The following is an 18,724-nucleotide window of genomic DNA, read 5'->3' as shown; positions in this document are numbered from 1 at the left end:
CGCCAGCGTTCATCCTGAGCCAGGATCAAACTCTCCGTAAATGTGTTACAGACACAGGGCCGGAGCCAAGGAAAATTGGCTGCACGGTCCTGCACTAAATTCGAAACCAGCTAAAAAAGTCCTCCGCACCCACGGGGTGGGCGGAAGAACCAGTTCAACCAATTAAAATAAATTGGTATCAATAAACTTGGCACACTATTGAGTTCTCAAACAACAGACTGCTTCCGGCACCGGCAGACTCAGATCCAGGGGATCTTCCGCTCTGCGTCGCTCCGGAGCAACTTTTCTATCTTACCGCTCTGTCCAGAGGCTGTCAAAACGGCTGCTCGTCCGTCCGGCGAACCGGGTGGAACCGTAGGCTCCGTGACGCTCAGCTGTTCTCGTTGCCTCGATCAGTGCGGGTATTAACTCTAGCACGATTTTGGACGGGTATGAACCGCCCCGAAGCCTGCGTTTGCAGCAGGTCCGGGGCGGCCCCCTTAGGGTCCGTCGGCTAGATGTCCTTCGGCTTCAGATACAGCACGCCCAGCGGCGGGATGGTCAGTGTTGCCGAGGCAGGCTGACCGTTGCAGGCACCCTCCAACGCGGTAACAATGCCCATGTTGCCGACGCCGGAGCCCCCAAACTCAACCGCATCGGTGTTCAGTGCTTCCACCCACTCGCCCGCCCACGGCAGGCCAAGCCGGAAATTCTCGTGGGGTGTGCCGGCAAAGTTGGCAATGCACACGAGCGGGTTGCCCTGGTGGTCGTACCGGATGAACGACAAGGCGTTGCGGGCGCCGTCGTTCTCATTGATCCACTGGAAACCCGCCGGCTCATTGTCCCGGTCGAACAGGGCGGGGGTATTGACGTAGATTTCGTTGAGCTGCCGCACCAGCAGCTGCACGCCCTTATGCTGCGGCGTATCCGTCAGATACCAGTCCAGGCCGTACTGCTCGGACCATTCGGCTTCCTGGCCGAACTCCGTGCCCATAAAGATCAGCTGCTTCCCCGGATGCGCCCACTGGAACGCCAGGTATGCGCGCAGGTTGGCCAGCTGCTGCCAGCGGTCCCCGGGCATTTTGCGCAGCAGGGATCCCTTGCCGTGCACAACTTCGTCGTGGCTGATCGGCAGCAGGAAATTCTCCGTGTAGGCGTAAACCAGGGAGAACGTCAGCTTGGCGTGGTGGTACATCCGGTTAATCGGGTCCTCGGACATGTACTCGAGCGTGTCGTGCATCCAGCCCATGTTCCATTTCAGGCCGAAGCCCAGACCACCGCTGCTGGTGGGCTGCGTGACGCCGGGGAACGCCGTGGATTCCTCGGCGATCATCACGATGCCCGGGACCCTGCGGTAGGCGGTGGCATTGACTTCTTGGAGGAAAGAAATGGCCTCCAGGTTTTCCCGCCCGCCGAAGGCGTTGGGCCGCCACTGATCCGCAGGACGTGAGTAGTCCAGGTACAGCATGGACGCGACTGCATCGACGCGCAGGCCGTCGATGTGGAACTCTTCCAGCCAGTAGATGGCATTGGCCACCAGGAAGTTCCGGACCTCGCGGCGTCCGTAGTCGAAAATCAAGGTGCCCCAGTCAGGCTGCTCGCCGCGGAGCGGGTCCCCGTGTTCGTACAGCGTCTGGCCGTCGAACTTCGCCAGCGCCCATTCGTCCTTGGGGAAGTGTCCGGGAACCCAGTCGAGGATGACGCCGATACCGGCCTGGTGAAGCTTGTCGACCAGGTAGCGGAAGTCGTCCGGGTGGCCGAACCGGGCAGTGGGAGCGAAATAGGACGTGATCTGGTAACCCCAGGACCCCCCGAACGGGTGCTCGGCAACCGGCATGAACTCCACATGGGTGAATCCCTGCCAGGTCACGTATTCCGCGAGCTGGTCGGCCAGCTGCCGGTAGTCCAGACCGAGCCGCCACGACCCCAGATGCACCTCGTACACGCTCATTGGCGCATTGTGCGGGTCACGGGCAGCCCGTGCTTCCATCCATTCGGAGTCCTGGAACGAGTAGGTGGACTCCACTACGCGGGAGCCCGTCAGCGGCGGCACCTCAGTGCCCTGCGCCATCGGGTCAGCCTTCTCCCGCCAGACTCCGTCGCTCCCGAGGATTTCGTATTTGTAGCGGGCTCCGGGCTGCACATCAGGAATAAAGATTTCCCAGACGCCGGAGCCGCCCAGGGAGCGCATCGCGTTCAGGGTGCCGTCCCAGCCGTTGAAGTCGCCCTTTACGCGCACCGACTGGGCGTTGGGTGCCCACACGGCAAAGCTGACACCGTCGATGTCGCCGAGGACGGACTTGTAGTGGTGCAGGTTGGCCCCGAGCACCGTCCACAGCTTTTCATGCCGGCCTTCACCGATGAGGTGCAGGTCGATTTCCCCCAGCGAGGGCAGGAAGCGGTAGGGATCGTCAAAAAGCTGCGGCTCCAACCCTTCGTAGGTGACTTCGAGCCGGTAATCCGGGACCTGGCCGGGGCGGTCAGCGGGAAGGGTGCCGACCCAAATGCCGTTGTACTCGTGCTCAAGATCAACCCGGCCCGCGGGTGTCACGGCGGTGACTGCTTCGGCCAGCGGACGCAGGGCCCGGATGGTAACCAGTCCCTGGTCATCGATGTGGGCCCCGAGGATGGCATGGGGCTGGTGGTAACGACCTTCGGAAACGGCCTGCAGGATATCGGCGGACACCGGCAGCGGGTTGCGGTGCACCGGCGCCGGGTTTGTCTCCGCCGGAACGACGGCGTCGTTCGACGGTGCGGGTACGACGGCGTCACGAGGCTGCGCGGGCAGCGCAGCTTCCGGTGACGCAACGGCGCCCGGCCGCGCAGGAAGCGCTGGTTCCGGCGTGGAATTCCTGGCTGCAGAATTCTTGGCTGAAGGATCGGGCCGGGGGGTCTTGTTCACTGTGTTCTCTTCCTGGCTGCTCGTCCCGTGGGCTTGCTTGCGTGCCTGCTCAAGAATCTGCCGGACGGCAGCGACAGGCACGCGAATCCAATCGGGACGGTTGCGGATTTCATAAACAACTTCGTAAAGGGCCTTGTCCAGCCACAGGGCAAGGTAGAGCGGGTCGCTGCGGTTTATCTGCGTGCCGGTTTCCTTCTCGTAGCCGCGCAGGAACGCTTCGGACGCTGTGGCTGCCCAGCGCGCGGCCTCCAGTCCCCGTCGCTGCTGTTTGCGTGACCCGGAGACAGCGGTTCCGTCAGCGCCGTCGACACCTTCGACCATCGCGACGCCGGCGGCGTAGTCGATGGAACGGAGCATGCCCACCACATCCCGAAGCGGGACGTCGGGAACGCTGCGTTCCGCGGCCGGCCGCAGCGGCTCGCCTTCAAAGTCCAGGACCATCCAGCCGTGGCTTCCGGATTTCAGGACCTGGCCCAGGTGGTAGTCAGCGTGGATGCGCTGAAGGTTGGGCAGGGTCTGGAGATCGGCGATCTGCTGGAGCAGGTACTCCAGCGGTTCGTCGTACTCCCCCACATAACTGCGGGCTTCCTTCCAGGCCCAGCGGATGCGGTTTCCCAGGGATTCCAGAAATTCAGCCCGTTCTGCGGCCGTGGGAGGCTGGCTGCCGAAGGCCTGTGCCAGCTGCCGGTGAATTCTTCCGGTCACTGCCCCGAGTTCTTCCGCCTCGGCGGTGAACTCTGTGCTGCTCAGGGCAGCTGCGGATGCCGTGCGCCAGGCATCCTCGCTGTTGGGGATGAACTCCCGCAGGACGCTCAGATGCCCGGTGACCCACGCATCGCCGTCGTTCGCCTGCGGATCCCGCCAGCTCCCGGTGACCCAGCCCAGGGTGGCCGGGACATCGCGGGAGCCCGCGGCGGTGAGTTTGGCGCTGACCTCCACGTCGGGGCTCTCCCCGGCTGCCAGGACCCGGTAGAACTTCAGGATCAGCTGACTGGGCTCAACCGGAACCACCACCGACGTGTTGGACTGCTCGCCCTTCATGAGTTTGGCGGGCACGGTTTCCGTGAATGGCGGCCAGTCTTCGAAGCCGCCGAGGGCGACGCCGTGGGTGTGGCCGTCAAGGGATGCCGACTGCTCACGCATCATCTCCAGCCACGCGGTAACAAACACGGGATCAGCGGCGCCGTCGTACAGCCAGCGCTCCCCCGCCTGCTGGTGCTGTGCGCGTCCCAGCAGGGAGGCAGCCAGCTCCGGAACCTCGGAGCTGCGGTAGCTGACGGGCACGCTGATGATATCCGTGCGGTGCCCCGAGCTGACGGCAACGATGTGCACCTCCAGCTCCGCGAGCCCGCTGGGGTCCTCCAGCCGGATACCGCCCACCCGGTCCAGAGTGACGTCGCGCCCCTTGGCAGGGAACCAGCGCTGCTGCGGGAGCCAGGCTGTCAGGAGTTCGGGCAGGGACGGCATCAGCTGGGTCATTTCTTCACGGCCTCCGAAATGGGAATCACGGGAATCGCTTCGGTGAGGGGCGACGACATATTGGATTTCGGCGATCGCAGCCGCAGCCAGTAGAAGTCATGGCTGCCCAAAGTCAGAGTCACCGAACCGTCCGCCCCGAAGGCCGGGAACGGGGTTCCACCGAACGCATCACGCAGGCCCCTGCCGGCAAATTCCGGCAGGCTCACTGTTGCTGAGACGGGGTGCTGGGACAGGTTGAAGATGCAGAACATGACTTCACCGACTTCACCCTCGGGGTTGTCCGCCGGCAGTTCGCGAAGGAACGCCAGGACGGATTCCGCCTCGGTGGGCACGTTCCGGTAGGAGCCCAGGCCGAACGCGGGATGGGTCCGGCGAACCATAATCATCTGCCGGATCCAGTGCAGCAGCGAGCTGGAGCTTGCCAGCTGCGCCTCCACGTTCACGTGGTTGAAGTGGTAAACCAGCGACTGCACCACCGGCAGGTACAGCTTGCCCGGATCAGCAGTGGAGAAACCGGCGTTGCGGTCGGGGTTCCACTGCATGGGCGTCCGGGAGGAATCCCGGTCCTCCAGCCAGATGTTGTCGCCCATGCCCAGCTCATCGCCGTAGTAGAGGAAGGGGCTTCCCGGCAGCGAAAGCAGCAGCGCATGGATGAGTTCGATTTCCGACCGCGAATTGTCCAGCAGCGGGGCAAGACGCCGCCGGATGCCGATGTTGGCGCGCATCCGGGAGTCGGGGGCATACCAGCCGAGCATCGCCTGGCGTTCCTCGTTGGTCACCATCTCCAGCGTCAGTTCGTCATGGTTGCGCAGGAAGGTTCCCCACTGCGCACCCGCCGGAATGTCCGGGGTTTCCTCCATGGTCTGGATGATGGGCGCCGCCTTCTGGTCGCGCAGGGCGTAGAAGAGGCGGGGCATGATCGGGAAGTGGAAGGCCATGTGGCATTCCGCGCCCGTCTCGTCGCCGAAGTACTCCACAACCTCGTGCGGCATCTGGTTGGCCTCGGCCACGATGACCCGGCCGGGGTAGTTTTCGTCCACCATGGTGCGCAGATCCTTGAGGAACCGGTGCGTTGCCGGCAGGTTCTCGCAGTTGGTGCCGTCCTCTTCAAAGAGGTACGGGATGGCGTCGGCGCGGAAGCCGTCGATGCCTTGGTCCAACCAGAACCGCACGACGTCGAAGATGGCCTCAACGACTTTGGGGTTCTCGAAGTTGAGGTCCGGCTGGTGGCTGAAGAAGCGGTGCCAGTAGAACTGGCGCCGCACCGGGTCAAAGGCCCAGTTCGATTCCTCGGTGTCGACAAAAATGATGCGCGCATCTTCGTATTTCTGATCGGTGTCCGACCACACGTAGAAGTCTCCGTAGGGGCCGTCCGGGTCACTGCGGGATTCTTCGAACCATGGGTGCTTGTCCGAGGTGTGGTTCAGCGGCAGGTCAATGATCACTCGCACGCCGCGGGCATGGGCCTCCGCCACCAGGCGCTTGAAGTCGCTGATCGTGCCAAACTCGTCCAGCACGTCGTAGTAGTCGGAAATGTCGTAGCCGCCGTCGCGCAGCGGGGACTTGAAGAACGGAGGAAGCCAGAGGCAGTCCACGCCCAGCCACTGCAGGTAATCCAGCTTGTCGATCAATCCGGTGAAGTCACCGGATCCGTCTCCGTTGGCATCCGCAAAACCACGGACGAGCACTTCATAGAAAACTGCCTTGCGATACCAGTGAGGGTCATTGGTAAGCCCGGGAGCATGCAGCTGAAACGGGTTGGGCACTAGGAGTTCCTCCGAACTGACAGAATGTGGGCGGGCTCGATATGGGCGTCCAGCCGGACGTAGTTGTGTTCTCCCCAGCGCCAGCTCTGGCCGCTGATGAGATCATCCACCCAATAGGTTCCATCCTCGTTGAAGTCCTGCGGGTCCAGATGCAGGCCCGCCAGATCCAGCGACACGGTGCACTCACGCGCACTGTGCGGGTCTGTGTTCACCACAATGATCAGCGTGTCCCTGCTTGACGGGTCTCCGGGCCTGAGCTGCTTGTGTTTTGAATAAACGATGGTGGCCTCGTCGGTGCTCGAATGCACCGTCAGGTTCTGCAGGTCCCCCAGCGCCGGATGGGAGCGGCGGATTTCGTTCAGGCGGGTGATGTAGGGCGCCAGGCTGCGGCCTTCAGCCTCTGCCGCGGCGAAATCACGCTGCTTGTACTCGAACTTCTCATTGTCGATATATTCCTCGGCGCCGGGGCGGGCCACGTGCTCGTACAGCTCGTAGCCGGCGTAGACCCCCCACAGGGGACTGGCAGTGGACGCCAGGGCTGCGCGGATCTTGAATGCCCCGGGACCGCCGTACTGCAGGAACTCGGTCAGGATATCCGGCGTGTTGACGAAGAAGTTGGGGCGGAAGAACGCCGCCGTTTCCGAGGATACCTCCGTGAAGTATTCCTCGAGTTCTTTGCGGGTATTGCGCCAGGTGAAGTAGGTGTAGGACTGCTGGAACCCGGCCATGCCCAGCGCGTGCATTACGGCAGGCCGGGTGAACGCCTCGGCAAGGAAGATCACGTCGGGGTGCTTGTCGTTGACGGACTTAATCAGCCATTCCCAGAACTTCAGGGGCTTGGTGTGCGGATTATCCACGCGGAAAATCTTTACTCCGTGGCCAATCCACATGAGCACGATGCGGAGTATTTCCTCCGACAGGCCGGTGTAGTCGTTGTCGAAGTTCAGGGGATAAATGTCCTGGTACTTCTTCGGCGGGTTCTCGGCGTAGGCAATTGACCCGTCCACGCGTGTGGTGAACCATTCCGGGTGGCTGCTGACCCAGGGGTGGTCCGGCGATGCCTGGAGGGCAAGGTCGATCGCCACCTCGAGGTTCAGTTCGCGGGCAGTGTCAACGAAGGCGTCGAAGTCTTCAAACGTACCCAGATCGGGGTGGATGGCATCGTGTCCGCCTTCGGATGCTCCGATGGCCCACGGCGATCCCGGGTCCAGGGGCCCGGCGACCAGCGTGTTGTTCGGGCCCTTCCGGTGGGTCGTGCCGATCGGATGCACCGGAGGAAGATAGATGACGTCGAATCCCATGCCGGCTACCCGCTCCAGGCTGCGCGCAGCCGTCCGGAACGTCCCGGAGGTCCATTCGCGGGTGGTGGGGTCCAGCACCGCGCCTTCGGACCGGGGAAAGAACTCGTACCAGGAGCCGCGGCCGGCCCGTTCGCGCTCTACCAGGAGGGGAAAACGCTCGCTGCTGGTGACCAGGTCCCGGATGGGTTCCTTCTCGAGCACCGCCAGGACGGCGTCGGAACTGCCCGCGGCAAACCGGTCCTCGACGGGCAGACCGGAGTCGGCGAGGGTGTTGGCGGCTGCGGTAAACACAGCGGCGTCCTCAGCGCTTCGCCCGGCGGCTGCGGCGGTAAAGAGTGCAGTGCCCTCGGCGAGCATCAGCTCCACGTCGACGCAGGCGGCGATCTTCACCTCGGCGTTGTGGTGCCAGGTTCCGTACACGTCCGCCCAGCCTTCGACGGCGAAGCTCCAGTTGCCGGTTGATTCGGGCCGAAGCAGTCCTCCCCAGCGGTCCAGTCCAATGCCGACGGGGTGCATGCGGACCCGCTGGACCTCCAGGCCCTCGGGGTCGTACAGGACAGCGCTGACTCCCACGAGGTCATGGCCTTCACGGAACACCGTGGCCCCGACGACGAGGTCTTCACCGGGAATGGCTTTGGCCGGGATGCGGCCGCATTCCACCACCGGGGTCACATTCATGATGGGAATCCGGCCGAACCGGAGTTCCTCAGCGGACAGGTCTTTAGATGGCTTCGCACTGGAACTGGTCACAGACTAGACGTTAGCGACAATCGGGACAGAATGCTAAGGCAACGTACTTTCCCGGTGTTTTCCTGCAGGTGGCACCGCGTATTGCGCTATTCCGGCAGTGCGGGGCGCGGACGGCAAATCTGGAGGTCATTTGACCGATTGTTTGGTGCATCCATCCCCTTTGGCACCGGGTTTGCGCTAGCGTAACCGGGGTGAAGGCAATTCGAAGGTTTACCGTCCGAACAGTCCTCCCCGACAGTATTGCTCCGCTGAGCAGGCTGGCCTCAAACCTGCGCTGGTCCTGGCATGAGCCCACTACGCGGCTCTTTGCTGACCTCGACCCGGCCGCCTGGGTGGCGAGCGGACAGGATCCGGTCAAATTCCTCGGCTCCGTCAGCCGCGCCAGCCTTGAGCGGATGGCAGCCGATACCGGCCTCGTGGAGCGCATCCAGGAACTGGGTGCCGACCTTGACGACTATCTGGCGGCTCCCCGCTGGTACCAAAGCCTGGGTGAAGATGCGCCGCGGTCGGTGGCGTATTTCTCGCCGGAATACGGCATCAGCGCTGTCCTGCCGCAGTACTCCGGCGGCCTGGGCATCCTCGCCGGCGACCATCTCAAGGCCGCATCCGATCTGGGTGTCCCGCTGATAGCCGTCGGGCTCCTCTACCAGGCCGGCTACTTCAAGCAGGCACTGTCCCGCGACGGATGGCAGCTGGAGACTTACCCGGTCCTGGACCCCAACGGGCTGCCGCTGACGCTGCTGCGTGAAGAGGACGGAACGCCCGCACGCGTGAGCCTTCCGCTCCCCAACAACCGCCGGCTCTCGGCGCAGATCTGGCGTGCCGACGTCGGCCGTGTTCCCCTGCTCCTGCTGGACTCGGATGTGATCGGCAACGACGACGCCGCCCGCGGCATCACGGACCGCCTGTACGGCGGCGGCGGCGACCACCGGCTGCAGCAGGAACTGCTGCTGGGCATGGGCGGCGTCAAGGCGCTGCGTGTGTATGAGCGCCTCTCCGGCACCGCCGGACCCGAGGTTTTCCACAGCAACGAGGGCCACGCGGGCTTCCTTGGCGTGGAGCGGATCCGGGAACTGATGGATAACGGAATGGGCTGGGAAGAAGCGCTGACTGTCAGCCGCTCCAACACCGTGTTCACCACCCACACGCCGGTGCCTGCCGGCATCGACCGTTTTGACCAGGCTCAGATCCGGCATTTCTTCAGTGCCGGCCTGGCGCAGTCCGTACCCACCGACAAGGTGCTGGGGCTGGGAGCCGAAAGCTACGACGGCGGAGACCCCTCCAAGTTCAACATGGCGGTGATGGGCCTGCGCCTGGCGCAGCGCGCCAACGGGGTGGCCAAGCTGCACGGGGAGGTGTCCCGCGAGATGTTCTCGGGCCTCTGGCCGGGATTCGATGTCTCGGAGGTTCCGATCACCTCGGTCACCAACGGCGTCCACGTTCCGTCCTGGGTGGATCCGGAACTGACCAAACTGGCCCGCGAGAAATTCGGCGTGGCCACGGTCCACGACCGCGACTGGGGCCGCGCCTACGAAATCGGCGACCAGGACCTGTGGGACCTGCGCCGGCGGCTGCGCTCGAACCTGGTCACCGACGTCCGCCGGCGGGTACGTTCCGCCTGGCGCAAGCGCGGCGCCACCGATCCCGAGCTGGCCTGGACCGAGAACGTCCTGGATCCGGACGTGCTGACCATCGGCTTTGCCCGACGCGTGCCCACCTACAAGCGGTTGACCCTGATGCTGCGCGATCCCGCCCGCCTCAAGGCGCTGCTGCTGCACCCCACGCATCCCATCCAGGTGGTGGTGGCGGGCAAATCACACCCGGCGGATGAACAGGGCAAACGGATGATCCAGGACCTGGTCCGGTTTACCGATGACCCCGAGGTGCGCCATCGGATTGTATTCCTGCCCAACTACGACATTGCCATGGCCCGCACGCTGTTCCCCGGCTGCGACGTGTGGCTGAACAACCCGCTGCGGCCGCTGGAGGCATCCGGCACGTCCGGAATGAAGTCCGCGATCAACGGCGGCCTGAACCTCTCCGTCCTGGACGGCTGGTGGGACGAGATGTTCGACGGCGACAACGGCTGGGCGATCCCCTCGGCCAATCCCACCAAGGGTGCCCACACCCGGGAGGTCTACAACCCGGAGCAGCGCGACGATCTGGAGGCGGCGGCACTGTACGACCTTCTGGAGAACGCCGTCACGCCGCTGTTTTACGGCAAGGAACCTCCCGCCCAGGCGGGGGCAGCAGGACCGTCCGCGGCCTCATCCGACGGGCTGCCCGGCGAGTGGCTGGAAATGGTCAAGCACACGCTGGCCGATCTTGGCCCGGCGGTGTCCGCGAACCGCATGCTGAAGGAGTACGTCAACCGGTTGTACCGGCCCGCCGGACAGTCCGGCCGCGCGGCTTCCGCCGACGGTTTCGCAGCGGCCAAGGACCTGGCAGCCTGGATCACGCGGATCCGCGACGGATGGTCCGGTGTGTCCGTGGAACACGTGGACTCCATCGGCATCACCGATGATCCGCAGATTGGCGACCAGCTGACGGTGCAGGCCTACATTTCGCTGGGATCACTCCGCCCGGAGGACGTCAGCGTGGAGGTTGCCTACGGCAAGGCGCTGGAAAATGACCACCTGAGCGACCCGCGGAGCGCGGAACTGGAGCAGACGGAGGATCTGGGGTCCGGACGCCACCTGTTCTCGGGGACGATCGGCATCGAGCAGGCCGGCCCGTTCGGCTATACGGTCCGCGTGCTCCCGGTGCACTCCGGCTTGGCTTCCAAGGCTGAGCTGGGGCTGGTGGCAAACGCCTAGGCGGTTGGGGCAGCTGCCGCGCTTCGGCCGGAAACCTAGGCGCGGTACAAGCTGACGGAGTTGGCCGGAAGGATGTCCTTGTCCCCGCCTCGGCGCTGCCCGCCCGCGCCTGCCTGCCCGCCGGCAGCCGTGCTCAGGAGCAGCTCATAGGAGTGGTCTCCGTCGCGGACAGCGCCGGAGCCGCGGAGCGCTTCAGCATCCGGCAGGACAATTTCGGCATCTTCCAGCGATCCGTTCAGGACCAGCAGTCCGCTCAGTTCCCCCGCTGAGGAGCCCACCAGCAGCTGGACCACGCGGGTGCCGGGATCCTGCCATTTGTCCTGCGGCATTGGCTGGCCGTCGGCGTCAAACCAGAGCAGCGAGGTTCCGCGCGCGTCGGCGGGGAAACGGTACGGCTGCGAGGCAAGGAAGTACCGCCGCAGGCTCAGCAGGGTGCGGGTGAAAGCGAGCATCTGCTCAGCGTCAGCGTCCAGATTCCAGTGCACCCAGGCCAGCGGGGAATCCTGGCAATAGGCATTGTTGTTTCCGTGCTGGGTCCGCCCCAGCTCGTCGCCCGCGGTGAGCATGGGAACCCCCAGCGACATCAGCAGCGTGGTCATGACGTTGCGGGCGCTCTGCGCCCGGCGGGCGTTGATGCGCTCGTCGTCGGTGGGACCCTCCACTCCGTGGTTGTAGCTGCGGTTGTCGTTGCTGCCGTCCCTGTTGTCTTCACCGTTGGCCTCATTGTGCTTGCGCTCGTAGGAGGTCAGGTCTGCCAGGGTGAAACCGTCGTGGGCAGTAACGAGGTTGATCGAGGAGAGCGCCGTCCGGCCGGAGCCGGCAAACAGGTCGGCGGAACCGGCCAGCGAACCGGCGAGCCGGGCCACGGAGCCGCCCGTTCCGCCGGCGGCAAGCTCGGCCTGGTCACGGAGCCAGAAGTCCCTGGTGGTGTCCCGGAACCGGTCGTTCCAGTCAGCCCAGCCCGGAGGAAAGTTGCCGGTCTGCCATCCGTCCGGGCCTATATCCCACGGCTCGGCAATGAGTTTGATCCCGTTGAGAGTGGGGTCCGCCGCAAGCGCAATGAGAAAGGGGTGCCTGCGGTCAAACCGGCCGTCCGCGTCGCGGCAGAGGGCAGGAGCCAGATCGAAGCGGAATCCGTCCACCTGGTACTCCTGAACCCAGTAGCGCAGCGAGTCCAGGGCCAGCTGGATCACCCGCGGTTCACTGAAGTCCAGGGTGTTTCCGCAGCCGGTGGTGTCCACGTAGCGGCCCTCGCCGTCGTGCCGGTAGTACCGCTCATCGCCCAGACCGCGCCAGCTCAGTGCCGGCTGGTCCTTTTTGCCCTCGGCCGTGTGGTTGTACACCACGTCGAGGATGACCTCGAGGCCGCCCTCGTGCAGGGACCTGATCATTCCTTTGAGCTCGTCCTGAACAGCCTTGGCGCCGGCATCACGTGCGGCGCGGGTGGCGTATTCCGTATGCGGAGCGAAGAAGCCCAGTGTGTTGTAACCCCAGTAGTTGGTGAGGCCAAGGGCCCGCAGGTGTTCTTCGTCGGTGTGGAAATGGACCGGCAGCAGTTCCACGGCGGTCACGCCGAGGCGCCGGAGATAGTCCACCATGACCGGGTGCCCGAAGCCGGCGTAGGTGCCGCGGAGGTCTTCCGGGATGTCCGGGTGGAGCATGGTCTGCCCGCGGACGTGCGCTTCGTAGATGACGGTGTCCCGCCAGGGAGTGTGCGGCTGCCGTGAGGAGCCCCAGTCAAAGGCCGAATCAACATGCACCGAGAAGAACAGCGGCACATCCCCCTCGCCGGGCACCTCGTCAATCCCCCGCCCGTACGGGTCCAGCAGCAGCTGGAAGCTGCCCGGCTCACCGGGCAGCTCCCGGCCCTGGGGCCAGAACCCGTAGCGGGCGCCGTAGGCGAGCCCGGCAACCCGGCCGTGGTGGATCCCCGCCACTGATTCGCCCAGGGGCTCGGAGGCCCAGACTCCCGGCGCTTTCTCGAAGTGGATTTCCACTGCGGGCAGGCCGGGAGCATAAACGGACACGTTGACGGTTCCCGGCACCTCCTCGATGCCGGGAACCGTGTTCCGTACGCCAAGGGGGAAGGGCCGGGATACCCGCCGTGCGGCGGCCTGGCCCTGTGGATCACCAATCAGGTCTGCCATGCTGCCTCTCGGATGACTCCGCCGCGGATCAGGCGGAACGCTGCCGTGATATCTCGTACAAGCTGATGCCGACGGCCATGGAGGCGTTCAGGGATTCCATAGCCGAGTCAATGGGGATGGAAACGATCTGGTCGCAGTTCTCGCGAACCAGACGGGACAGGCCCTTGCCCTCGGAACCCACCACAATGCAGATCGGATCCTTGGCCAGGACGATATTCGGCAGCGACACGTCGCCGTCGCCGTCCAGGCCCAGAACAAAGATGCCCATCTTCTTGAAAGCCTTCAGGGCGCTGTTCAGGTTTCCGGCGCGGGCCACGGGCACGCGGACAGCGGCACCGGCACTGGTCTTCCACGCCGAAGCGGTCATGCCCACGGCACGCCGTTCCGGCACAATGACGCCGTGGGCGCTGAATGCGGAGGCGGAGCGGATGATCGCACCAAGGTTGCGCGGGTCGGTGATGCCGTCCAGCGCCACGAACAGCGGGGCGTTGCGGATGTGGCCCTTTTTCCAGGCCTCAATGGTTTCCTGGGCGAGGTCCATCGGGTCCGCGTAGTCGTACGGCGGGATCTGCAGGACAAGGCCCTGGTGCACGGCCTCGTTGGTCATGCGGTCCAGCTCGGGCTTGTGCGTTTCCATCACGGGCAGGCCGCGGTCAGCCGCCATCTTCAGCGATTCACGGACGCGGTCATCCATGTCGATCCGTACCGCCACATGCAGTGCTTTGGCGGGGATGCCGGCGCGCAGGGCCTCGACCACGGAGTTGCGGCCGGTGACTACTTCCTCCGCCACCTTGCCGCGGACATTGGTTCCGCTGCGCCCGCCGGCGGCCCGGGTGTCGCCGGCGCCGCGCTTGGCTGCCGAGCGTTCTGCGAGCTGCTTGTTCTTGTACGCCTTGTGGTAGGGGCGCTCTTCAGCCTTGGGTGTGGGTCCTTTACCCTCAAGAGCCTTGCGGCCCAATCCACCGGTGCCCCCGCTGGGGCCCTTTTTGGCTTTACGCATTGCGCCGGGACGTCCGTTGTTGGCCATCGATTACACCTTAAACCTAGAAGAAAGCATTACTTCTAGTTTACGCAGGCTCCCGGGCGGCCGCTGTCCACACTGCGGAAGTGTACTCCCAAAGCTAAATACACGCCCCGACCGCCGCCCCGGCGGCGGGCGGATCAGCCGTCGGTGAGCGTCCAGCGCGCTCCGTCCGGCGTGTCTTCCACTGCGATGCCGGCAGCGGTGAGGGCATCCCGGATGGCGTCGGCGCGGGCCCAGTCCTTGGCGGCCCGGGCCGCATTCCGCTCGCGGAGCTGTCCCTGGATGAGGGTGTCCAGGGCAGCGTGCTCCGCCGAGTTGCCGGCGGCCGGTTGCTGCACCGCGTCCAGACCCAGGGCCATGGTCATGGTGAGCACTGCGTGCAGGGCGTCCCGGACTGCTTCGGTGTTTCCCTCCGCCAGCGCGGTATTCCCGGTGCGGACCGTATCGTGCAGCACGGCCAGAGCCTGGGGAACGTTGAGGTCATCGTCCATCGCCTCGGCAAAGGCAGCCGGCATGGACCTGGAGCTCAGGACAAAGCCCTGATCCCCGGTTCCATAAACCTTCGCGTGGGCTTTATTGATGAACCCGTCAATACGTTCAACAGCGGCTGCGGCTTCCTGCAGCGACGTCGGCCGGTAGTCCAGCACGGACCGGTAATGTGCCTGGCCCAGGTAGTAGCGCACCACCCGCGGCGAGGCGTCGGCCAGCATCTGTGAAGGACTGACCGTGTTGCCGATGGACTTGGACATCTTCTCGCCCTCGAAGGTGACCATGCCGTTGTGCATCCAGAAGTTGGCAAAGCCGTCTCCGGCTGCCTGCGACTGCGCCATCTCGTTTTCGTGGTGCGGGAAGCGCAGGTCCAGGCCGCCGCCGTGGATGTCGAACCGCGGCCCGAGGTACTTGGTGACCATGGCCGAGCATTCCAGGTGCCAGCCCGGCCGGCCCTTGCCCCAGGGGCTGTCCCAGGCGGCAGTTTCCGGCTCGCCTTCCTTGTGCCCCTTCCACAGCGCGAAATCGCGCGGGTCGCGCTTGCCCCGGGGGCCGGCGTCGGGCGCTGCCTGCATGTCATCGATGTTCTGGCGGGTCAGCGACCCGTACCTGTCCCAGGACCGGACGTCGAAGTACACGTCCCCGGAGTCATCCAGGGCGGGATAGGCGTGGCCGGCCTCGATAAGCCGGGAAATGAGCGCGTGCATTTCCGGAATATGCCCCGTGGCGCGCGGCTCGTAGGTGGGCCGCTGGACGCCAAGGATGTCGTACGCCTTGGCGAATTCCTGCTCAAAGCGGTAGGCAAGGGCCCACCACTGCTCGTCGGGAACGACGTCGGCCGATGCCTCGGCACCCGCCGAGTCCGCCGCCTTGGCCAGGATTTTGTCGTCAATGTCAGTCACATTGCGGACCGTGGTGACCCGGTAGCCGCGGAACTGGAGCCAGCGGGTCAGCTGGTCAAAAACGATGGCGGAGCGGATGTGGCCCACATGCGGCATGCCCTGCACTGTGGCACCGCAGTAGTACAGGCTCACCTCGCCCGTTTTGAGGGGAACGAAGTCACGGACCTGCGCAGTTGCGGTGTCATAGAATCTCAAGCTCACCGCTCTAGGCTATCGCCTGCCGGGGCATGCGAACTCAACCGGCGGGCAGCAGCGGGTTTTGCACCTGCACGACGACGGCGGTGGCCACCGCGGCGATCCCCTCGCCCCTCCCGGTAAAGCCCAGGCCGTCGGTGGTGGTCGCCGAGACGCTGACCGGGGCGCCGGCCGCACCGCTGAGGATAACTTCGGCTTCAGCCCGGCGGGGGGCGAACTTGGGCCGGTTGCCGATCAGCTGAACTGCTACATTGCCGATTTCAAAGCCGGCGGCGCGCACGATCCGGGCCGCTTCCTCCAGCAGGGAGAGCCCCGAAGCGCCGGCATACTCAGGTCGGTCGGTGCCGAAATGCGTTCCCAGATCGCCGAGCCCGGCAGCGGAGAACAGGGCGTCCGCCGCGGCGTGGGCCACGGGATCTCCGTCGGAGTGCCCGGCCAGGCCCCGTTCGCCGTCCCACAGCAGCCCGGCAACCCACAGCGGGCGCGGCGCGTCATCGGGAGCGAAAGCGTGGACGTCAACACCGATTCCGGTGCGGGGCAGATTTACAGCAGGCATCAGTCAGTCCTTGGGGTTGGCGTGGTTGCGGGCCAGCACCGCTTCGGCCAGCAGCAGGTCGAGCGGGGTGGTGATCTTCAGCGACAGTTCAGATCCCTCAACGACAAACACGGGTGTGCCCAGGGACTCCGCGAGCATTGCATCATCGGTCACCGCGGCGGCCTGCGCCTCGGTGAACCCGCGGGCAGCCTCATGGGCACGGCGCAGCAGTGCGGCCTCAAAACCCTGGGGTGTCTGCACGGCGCGAAGAGTGGAACGGTCGGGGGTGCCGGTGACCATCCGCGGCGCGATGCCCGCCTGTCCGGACGCGGTAACCGCCGTGGTCTTGACGGTGTCGGTAACAGCCACTGCCGGAATTACGGCGGCGGCTCCCGATGCCAGCGCGTCTGCGACCCGGCGGAAGACCTCCGGCGGCGTCAGCGCCCGGGCTGCATCGTGGACCAGGACCGCGTCGAGATCCCCGGGTAGGGCCTGCAGGGCGGCGCGGACGGAATCTGCGCGGGTGGCGCCGCCGTCGACCACGGTCAGCGAACAGCTGACGGCTGATTCTCGGCACAGGGTCCGCATGACGGTATCCCCCGCGGGAACGGCCACGCTGACCGCTGCAGCGACCCCGGAGGCTTCAATTCCCTGCAAGGCATGGGCGAGGAGGGCAGTTCCTGCCAGGGGCACCTGGGCTTTGGGGATGCCGTAGCCCAGCCGCTGCCCGGAACCGCCTGCTACGAGGATGACACCAATCCGCTGTTCGCGGGAAACTGTTGAAGACACCCCTTCAGCCTAGTGCCCGCCCGGCGGGGCAGCCGCAGGGCGGCCGGGGCTCCGCGTCAGCACCGCCGTAAAGATGCACGGTAAACAGGCCCTGCGAAGGCACACGCTGCCTGCTTCCGGGCCGGGGATCCTCATGCTTTAAAGACAAAATGCCGGTCCCTCAGGACCGGCAGCGTGCCTTCGTGCTGTGCTCTTGTTCCGTGCTACTAGCTTGCCAGGACCTTGTCCAGGACAACTGCGGCCTGGTCCTCGTCCGTCTTTTCAGCCAGTGCCAGCTCCGAAATCAGAATCTGGCGGGCTTTCGCAAGCATTCGCTTCTCTCCTGCAGAAAGTCCGCGGTCATGGTCGCGGCGCCACAGGTCACGAACGACCTCTGCCACCTTTACCACGTCACCGGACGCAAGCTTCTCCAGGTTTGCCTTGTACCGGCGCGACCAGTTGGTGGGCTCTTCGGTAAGCTCGGCGCGCAGCACGTCAAACACGTGCTCCAAGCCTTCCTTGCCCACCACATCGCGCACCCCAACGAGGTCAACGTTCTCAGCCGGTACTTCTATGGTCAGATCACCCTGTGCCACCTTAAGCTTGAGATACATTTTCTCTTCGCCCTTGATGGTCCGCATCTTGATCTCTTCGATCTTCGCGGCACCGTGGTGAGGGTAAACAACTGTTTCGCCAACCTCAAAAACCATGTGGACTTTCCCCTTTCCCAGCCTCTAGTTTACCATGGGTGCGACACGCCGAGAAGAGTTTTCGCAGGTCAGGTACCTGATCGTGATCCGCCTAGGTATTATCCGACCCGCTCCCCGTGTTCCCACCTGCGGCGATGGCTTGGCGAAGGTCCGTTTCGAGTCCTCCGCTGAGCGCCGGAAATCCAACATTTAGGCCGTTTGCCGATAGGCTAGGCACAAAAGATAGCCTCAGGTCGCAAGACCGCAATACCCCAGGAGTTTTGTGCTGTGAGATTCACACCCAAGAACCGGGCGCAGCGCGCAGCTGCCGCCGGTGTAATTGCGCTGGCCGTACTGGGAGTCTCCAGCTGCAGCGCAGTGAACGAGCAGGCAACGGTGCGCGAATACTCACCGTCGGACGGCATCGTGGAAAACGTCGGTGAGGTGGAGCTGCGAAACCTCCTGGTGGTCAGCAACGGTGACGGCGAGGCCGGCCGCGTGCTGGGCACAGTGGTCAACGCGTCCCCCGAAGACGTCGAGTTCTCCCTGGCCATGGGCGGAACCACGCTGGAGTGGACCATCGAGTCCGGCGACAAGGTCATCTTCGAGGACGCCGCTGCCGACCAGACAACGGTTCCCAACGTCGATGTCCTTCCGGGCACCGGGCTGCGCGCGGATGCCAGCGACGGAGCTGAGACCGTGGAGCTGAACGTTCCCGTCGTTGACGGCACGCTGGAGGACTACCGCGAGTACCTGCCGACGCCCTCCGCCACACCCATGGACACCGCCACGATGGTCCCCTCGGACCAGGCCACCGACGTCCAGCAGGACACCGGGATCGACACCGGCACTGCCACCACGGAACCCACGGCACCTGCCGAATCGCAGTAAGCTCCCTGCCGCGGAAGCCCGCGGAGAAGCTCGAACGCAAACAGAAGGGACCCGGCCGAACGCCGGGTCCCTTCTGTTTGCGGTCTCTGTG

The 18,724-nt window shown here is 64.9% G+C and carries 11 protein-coding genes; 2 read left to right on the top strand and 9 right to left on the bottom strand.

The window, feature by feature from the left end; genetic code table 11:
* Positions 1-493: 493 nt before the first annotated feature.
* From glgB to WKB88_RS15600, 3 genes are read right to left on the bottom strand one after another with little or no spacing between them, the layout of a single operon-like run.
* On the bottom strand, positions 494-4,360 hold the full coding sequence (gene glgB, locus WKB88_RS15610; RefSeq protein ID WP_341395464.1) for a 1,4-alpha-glucan branching protein GlgB: 3,867 nt from the start codon (positions 4,358-4,360) through the stop codon (positions 494-496).
* Positions 4,357-6,126 (bottom strand): maltose alpha-D-glucosyltransferase, encoded by a 1,770-nt coding sequence (gene treS, locus WKB88_RS15605; RefSeq protein WP_341395463.1) that lies wholly within the window; start codon positions 6,124-6,126, stop codon positions 4,357-4,359. The genes glgB and treS overlap by 4 nt, the downstream gene beginning before the upstream one ends.
* Positions 6,126-8,105, bottom strand: a complete 1,980-nt coding sequence (locus WKB88_RS15600) for an alpha-1,4-glucan--maltose-1-phosphate maltosyltransferase (protein WP_445818940.1) — start codon at positions 8,103-8,105, stop codon at positions 6,126-6,128. The genes treS and WKB88_RS15600 overlap by 1 nt, the downstream gene beginning before the upstream one ends.
* Before the next feature lie 263 nt (positions 8,106-8,368).
* On the opposite strand from WKB88_RS15600, the gene glgP reads away from it, so the two are divergent.
* Positions 8,369-10,993 (top strand): alpha-glucan family phosphorylase, encoded by a 2,625-nt coding sequence (glgP, locus tag WKB88_RS15595; protein WP_341395461.1) that lies wholly within the window; start codon positions 8,369-8,371, stop codon positions 10,991-10,993.
* Between the two features lie 35 nt (positions 10,994-11,028).
* On the opposite strand, the gene glgX is transcribed toward glgP, so the two are convergent.
* The 6 genes from glgX to WKB88_RS15565 form a co-directional block, all read right to left on the bottom strand.
* Complete coding sequence (glgX, locus tag WKB88_RS15590) at positions 11,029-13,140, bottom strand: glycogen debranching protein GlgX (protein WP_341395460.1); 2,112 nt, start codon at positions 13,138-13,140, stop codon at positions 11,029-11,031.
* A gap of 28 nt (positions 13,141-13,168) precedes the next feature.
* A complete protein-coding gene (gene rlmB / locus WKB88_RS15585; protein ID WP_341395459.1) occupies positions 13,169-14,167 on the bottom strand; it encodes a 23S rRNA (guanosine(2251)-2'-O)-methyltransferase RlmB in 999 nt (332 codons plus the stop codon).
* 134 nt (positions 14,168-14,301) lie between these two features.
* Positions 14,302-15,756, bottom strand: a complete 1,455-nt coding sequence (gene cysS / locus WKB88_RS15580) for a cysteine--tRNA ligase (protein ID WP_341395458.1) — start codon at positions 15,754-15,756, stop codon at positions 14,302-14,304.
* A gap of 34 nt (positions 15,757-15,790) precedes the next feature.
* On the bottom strand, positions 15,791-16,306 hold the full coding sequence (ispF, locus tag WKB88_RS15575) for a 2-C-methyl-D-erythritol 2,4-cyclodiphosphate synthase (RefSeq protein ID WP_341395457.1): 516 nt from the start codon (positions 16,304-16,306) through the stop codon (positions 15,791-15,793).
* 3 nt (positions 16,307-16,309) lie between these two features.
* Positions 16,310-17,074, bottom strand: a complete 765-nt coding sequence (gene ispD / locus WKB88_RS15570) for a 2-C-methyl-D-erythritol 4-phosphate cytidylyltransferase (RefSeq protein ID WP_341395456.1) — start codon at positions 17,072-17,074, stop codon at positions 16,310-16,312.
* A 206-nt stretch (positions 17,075-17,280) separates the two neighbouring features.
* Positions 17,281-17,763 carry a CarD family transcriptional regulator gene (locus WKB88_RS15565; RefSeq protein WP_104055910.1) on the bottom strand — a complete coding sequence of 161 codons (483 nt, stop codon included), beginning with the start codon at positions 17,761-17,763 and terminating at the stop codon, positions 17,281-17,283.
* A 267-nt stretch (positions 17,764-18,030) separates the two neighbouring features.
* Here WKB88_RS15565 and WKB88_RS15560 point away from each other — a divergent pair, with 267 nt between their 5' ends.
* Positions 18,031-18,633 carry a hypothetical protein gene (locus WKB88_RS15560; RefSeq protein WP_341395455.1) on the top strand — a complete coding sequence of 201 codons (603 nt, stop codon included), beginning with the start codon at positions 18,031-18,033 and terminating at the stop codon, positions 18,631-18,633.
* Positions 18,634-18,724: the final 91 nt, after the last annotated feature.

Source organism: Arthrobacter sp. G119Y2 (genome assembly GCF_038069765.1).
In the GTDB taxonomy this organism is placed as follows: Bacteria; Actinomycetota; Actinomycetes; order Actinomycetales; family Micrococcaceae; genus Arthrobacter_B.
Note: the sequence above shows the minus strand (reverse complement) of the source record. Positions and strands in the feature narration are given on the sequence as shown.

Excerpts from the sequence above, each read along its gene's own strand:
- glgX (WP_341395460.1), bottom strand. The coding sequence starts at position 13,140 with ATGGCAGACCTGATTGGTGATCCACAGGGCCAGGCCGCCGCACGGCGG.
- rlmB (WP_341395459.1), bottom strand. The coding sequence starts at position 14,167 with ATGGCCAACAACGGACGTCCCGGCGCAATGCGTAAAGCCAAAAAGGGC.
- ispF (WP_341395457.1), bottom strand. The coding sequence starts at position 16,306 with ATGCCTGCTGTAAATCTGCCCCGCACCGGAATCGGTGTTGACGTCCAC.
- WKB88_RS15600 (WP_445818940.1), bottom strand. The coding sequence starts at position 8,105 with ATGAATGTGACCCCGGTGGTGGAATGCGGCCGCATCCCGGCCAAAGCC.
- WKB88_RS15565 (WP_104055910.1), bottom strand. The coding sequence starts at position 17,763 with ATGGTTTTTGAGGTTGGCGAAACAGTTGTTTACCCTCACCACGGTGCC.
- glgB (WP_341395464.1), bottom strand. The coding sequence starts at position 4,360 with ATGACCCAGCTGATGCCGTCCCTGCCCGAACTCCTGACAGCCTGGCTC.